Below are 3,370 nucleotides of genomic sequence, written 5' to 3'. Positions count from 1 at the left end.
GTCCAGGAGATCGGGGACCGAGCATGGCCGGGGTCCGTCCACCCGGTTAACGATCAGTGAAGTTATCGCTCTCATCGCGGGACCCGGTCACGGCACGGCAGTAGGCTCGGCGCGAAACCAGCGCAGGTCGGAGAGGAACCGGGCCCTTGAGCGTGATCAATGTCGGGCAGGCGATCGTCCTCGGGATCGTGGAGGGCCTGACCGAGTTCCTCCCGGTCTCCTCGACCGGGCACTTGAAGATCACCGAGGGTCTGATGAACATCCCGGTGGACGACAAGTCCGTGGTCGGGTTCACCGCGGTGATCCAGGTCGGCGCGATCGCGGCGGTGCTGGTGTACTTCTTCTCCGACATCGTCCGGATCGTCAAGGCGTGGGGCGTCGGGATCGCCCGGCCGTCCGAGCGCTACCACCACGACTACAAGTTCGCCTGGTGGGTCATCTACGCCACCATCCCGGTCGTGATCGTCGGGGTCGCCGCCAAGCCCCTCATCGAAGGCCCGCTCGCCTCGCTGTGGGTGGTCGCCGGGTCCCTGATCGGCGGCAGCGCCGTGATGTTCGCCGCGGACCGGCTCGGGACGCACAAGCGCGGCGAGGACGACACGTCCCTCACCGACGCCATGCTGATCGGCTCCTCGCAGATCCTCGCCCTGCTGTTCCCCGGCTTCTCCCGCTCGGGCGCGACGATGTCGACCGGGCTCATGCTCGGCCTCGACCGGGTCGCCGCGACCCGCCTGTCGTTCTTCCTGGGCATCCCCGCGCTGACCGGCGCCGGCATCTACGAGCTGCCGTCCGCGCTCGGCTCGGGCGCCGGCGTCCTGCCGCTCGCGGTGGGCACGGCGGTGTCGTTCGTCGTGGCCTACGCCTCCATCGCCTGGCTGCTGCGGTTCGTGGCCCGGCACAGCTTCACCTCGTTCGTGGTCTACCGCATCGTCGTCGGCCTCCTGCTGTTCGGCCTCCTCGGCGCGGGAACGTTGAACGCCTGAGCCTCGCGGGGTATGCGGAAGACTGTCACGGTCCGCACGCCGGTGGGAGCACCGCGTGCGCGCACACCCCGCTGAGGAACGGAGCGCCGAGCATGAACGACGCGATGTGGGCCGGAACGGTCTCCATCACCGGGCACGGGAAGGACGAGCTGGAGGCGTACCTGGCGCGGCCGCTGGGCGACGCCCCGCGCGGCGGCGTCGTGGTGATCCACCACATGCCCGGCTACGACCCCGGCACCAAGGAGTTCGTCCGGACGTTCGCCGCGCACGGATACGCCGCGATCGCCCCGAACCTGTACTCGCGCGAGGGCGCGGGCGCGAGCCCGGACGACCAGGCCGCCGCCGCCCGCGCCAAGGGCGGCGTCCCGGACGAGCAGCTCGTCGGCGACGTCGCCGGGGCCGCCGCGCATCTGAACTCGCTCGACCACGCCAACGGCCGGGTCGGCGTGATCGGGCACTGCTCGGGCGGGCGGCACGCGTTCCTGGCCGCCTGCGAGCTGGACCTCGACGCGGCCGTCGACTGCTACGGCGCCTTCGTCGTCGACGACCCGCCCGAGGACTACCCGACCTCCGCCCGGTCGATCGTCTCCAAGGCGCCCGGCCTGTCGTGCCCGCTGCTCGGCCTGTTCGGCGAGGAGGACCGGTTCCCCGCGCCCGAGGAGGTCGCCGCGCTGGACGCCGAGCTGACCAGGCTCGGCAAGGAGCACGAGTTCCACACCTATCCCGGCGCGGGGCACGCGTTCTTCGCCGTCGAGCGGCCCGCCTTCCGTCCCGCCGCCGCCAAGGACGGCTGGGGGAAGATCTTCGCCTTCTTCGACCGCCACCTGGGCGCCTGAAAGGAGACTCTCATGTGCACCTACCAGACGGTGAAGATGGAACTGGACGGCGCGGCGAAAGGAGCGAACGGCTGGTTCACGGTGACCGGCGGCGCGGTCTACGTCGACCACCCGTACCACGCCTGTCACGAGCACACCGTGAACATCGACTTCACCAACGCCGGGGAGGGGCCGTCCGCGCGCGTCGCGGTCGAGCTGACGGAGGAGTCGGCGCTGGCGCTGATCGAGGCCATCCAGGCGGCCCTCGCCGCCGCCCCTCCCGGCCTCGCCTCGGCCGCCGGCTGAGATAGGGATTCACCCAGCGACATTTTAGGGAAAGGCCGAAACAGGCGAGACGCGTCCGTTTCCAGGTGAATTGGCGGCATGGCGCCAGGAACCCTTACGTTGGCTCCGTCGCTCATCGCATGCATGTCGTTACGGACATGTTCCATATCCCGCTTGGAGAGGACCTCAATGGAGATCCCGCTCGTCATCGACCCGGCCGGCAGCGACGTCCAGGGAGAGGCCGCGAAACTGCGGGCGCGGGGCCCGGTGACCCCGGTGGAGCTGCCCGGCGGCGTCGTCGCCTGGGCGGTGACCGGCCAGGAGCAGCTCAAGCGGCTGCTGGCCGACCCGCGGGTGTCCAAGGACCCGAACCTGCACTGGACGAAATGGATCGACGGCGAGATCGCGGAGGACTGGCCGCTGAGCCTGTGGGTCTCGGTGCGGAACATGTTCACCGCCTACGGCGACGACCACCGGCGGCTCCGCACGATCATCTCCCGGGCGTTCACCCCGCGCCGCACCGAGGCGCTGCGGCCGGACGTGGAGGAGATCACCCGGTCGCTGCTGGACGGCCTGGCCGCCGCCCCCGGCGGCCGCGCCGACCTGCGCGAGGCGTTCGCCTACCCGCTGCCCATCGAGGTGATCTGCCGGCTGTTCGGCGTCCCCGACGAGACCCGCCCCGCGCTGCGCCGCTGCGTGGACGGCGTCTTCAACACGGCGCTGACCTCCGAGGAGGCCTTCGCCAACCAGACCGAGATGTACGGCATCCTGCAGGACTTCGTGGCGTTCCGGCGCCGCGAGCCCGCCGACGACCTGGCCGGGGAGCTCATCTCCTCCCGCGACGAGGACGGCTCGCGGCTGAGCGAGCAGGAGCTGGTCGACACGCTGATCCTGATGATCTCCGCCGGGCACGAGACGACGGTGAACCTGCTCGACCAGGCGATCACGGCGCTGCTGACGCACCCGGAGCAGCGCGCGCTCGTCCGGTCCGGCGAAGTGCCGTGGGCGGAGGTCATCGAGGAGGCGCTGCGCTGGCAGGCGCCGGTCGCGAACCTGCCGCTGCGCTACGCCGTGGAGGACATCGACGTCGACGGCGTGACGATCGGGAAGGGCGAGGCGATCCTCGTCGCCTACGCCGCCGCGGGACGCGACCTCGCCCTGCACGGCGACGACGCCGACCTGTTCGACGTCAGGCGGGCGAACAAGGAGCACATCTCGTTCGGGCACGGCGTGCACTACTGCGTCGGCTCCCACCTCGCGCGGCTGGAGGCCGAGATCGCGCTGCCG

The 3,370-nt window shown here is 70.9% G+C and carries 4 protein-coding genes; all 4 read left to right on the top strand.

What is annotated here, in order from left to right:
• The first annotated feature begins 152 nt into the window (after positions 1-152).
• Positions 153-983, top strand: coding sequence for an undecaprenyl-diphosphate phosphatase (locus AB0C69_RS40230; RefSeq protein ID WP_345186877.1), 831 nt, complete (start codon positions 153-155; stop codon positions 981-983).
• Between the two features lie 92 nt (positions 984-1,075).
• The gene (locus tag AB0C69_RS40225; RefSeq protein ID WP_345186834.1) at positions 1,076-1,819 is read left to right on the top strand and encodes a dienelactone hydrolase family protein; all 744 of its coding nucleotides are present in this window, start codon (positions 1,076-1,078) and stop codon (positions 1,817-1,819) included.
• Between the two features lie 12 nt (positions 1,820-1,831).
• Complete coding sequence (locus tag AB0C69_RS40220; RefSeq protein ID WP_345186836.1) at positions 1,832-2,104, top strand: DUF6295 family protein; 273 nt, start codon at positions 1,832-1,834, stop codon at positions 2,102-2,104.
• Between the two features lie 153 nt (positions 2,105-2,257).
• The coding region (locus tag AB0C69_RS40215) for a cytochrome P450 (protein ID WP_360361669.1) at positions 2,258-3,370 on the top strand (1,113 nt) is incomplete at its 3' end.

This window comes from Actinomadura sp. NPDC048032 (assembly GCF_040653175.1).
Lineage (GTDB): Bacteria > Actinomycetota > Actinomycetes > Streptosporangiales > Streptosporangiaceae > Spirillospora > Spirillospora verrucosospora.
The sequence above is the reverse complement of the archived record's forward strand: the minus strand, read 5'-3'. Positions and strand labels throughout refer to the sequence as shown.

Coding starts and splice junctions, on each gene's coding strand:
- AB0C69_RS40225 (WP_345186834.1), top strand. CDS start 1,076: ATGAACGACGCGATGTGGGCCGGAACGGTCTCCATCACCGGGCACGGG.
- AB0C69_RS40220 (WP_345186836.1), top strand. CDS start 1,832: ATGTGCACCTACCAGACGGTGAAGATGGAACTGGACGGCGCGGCGAAA.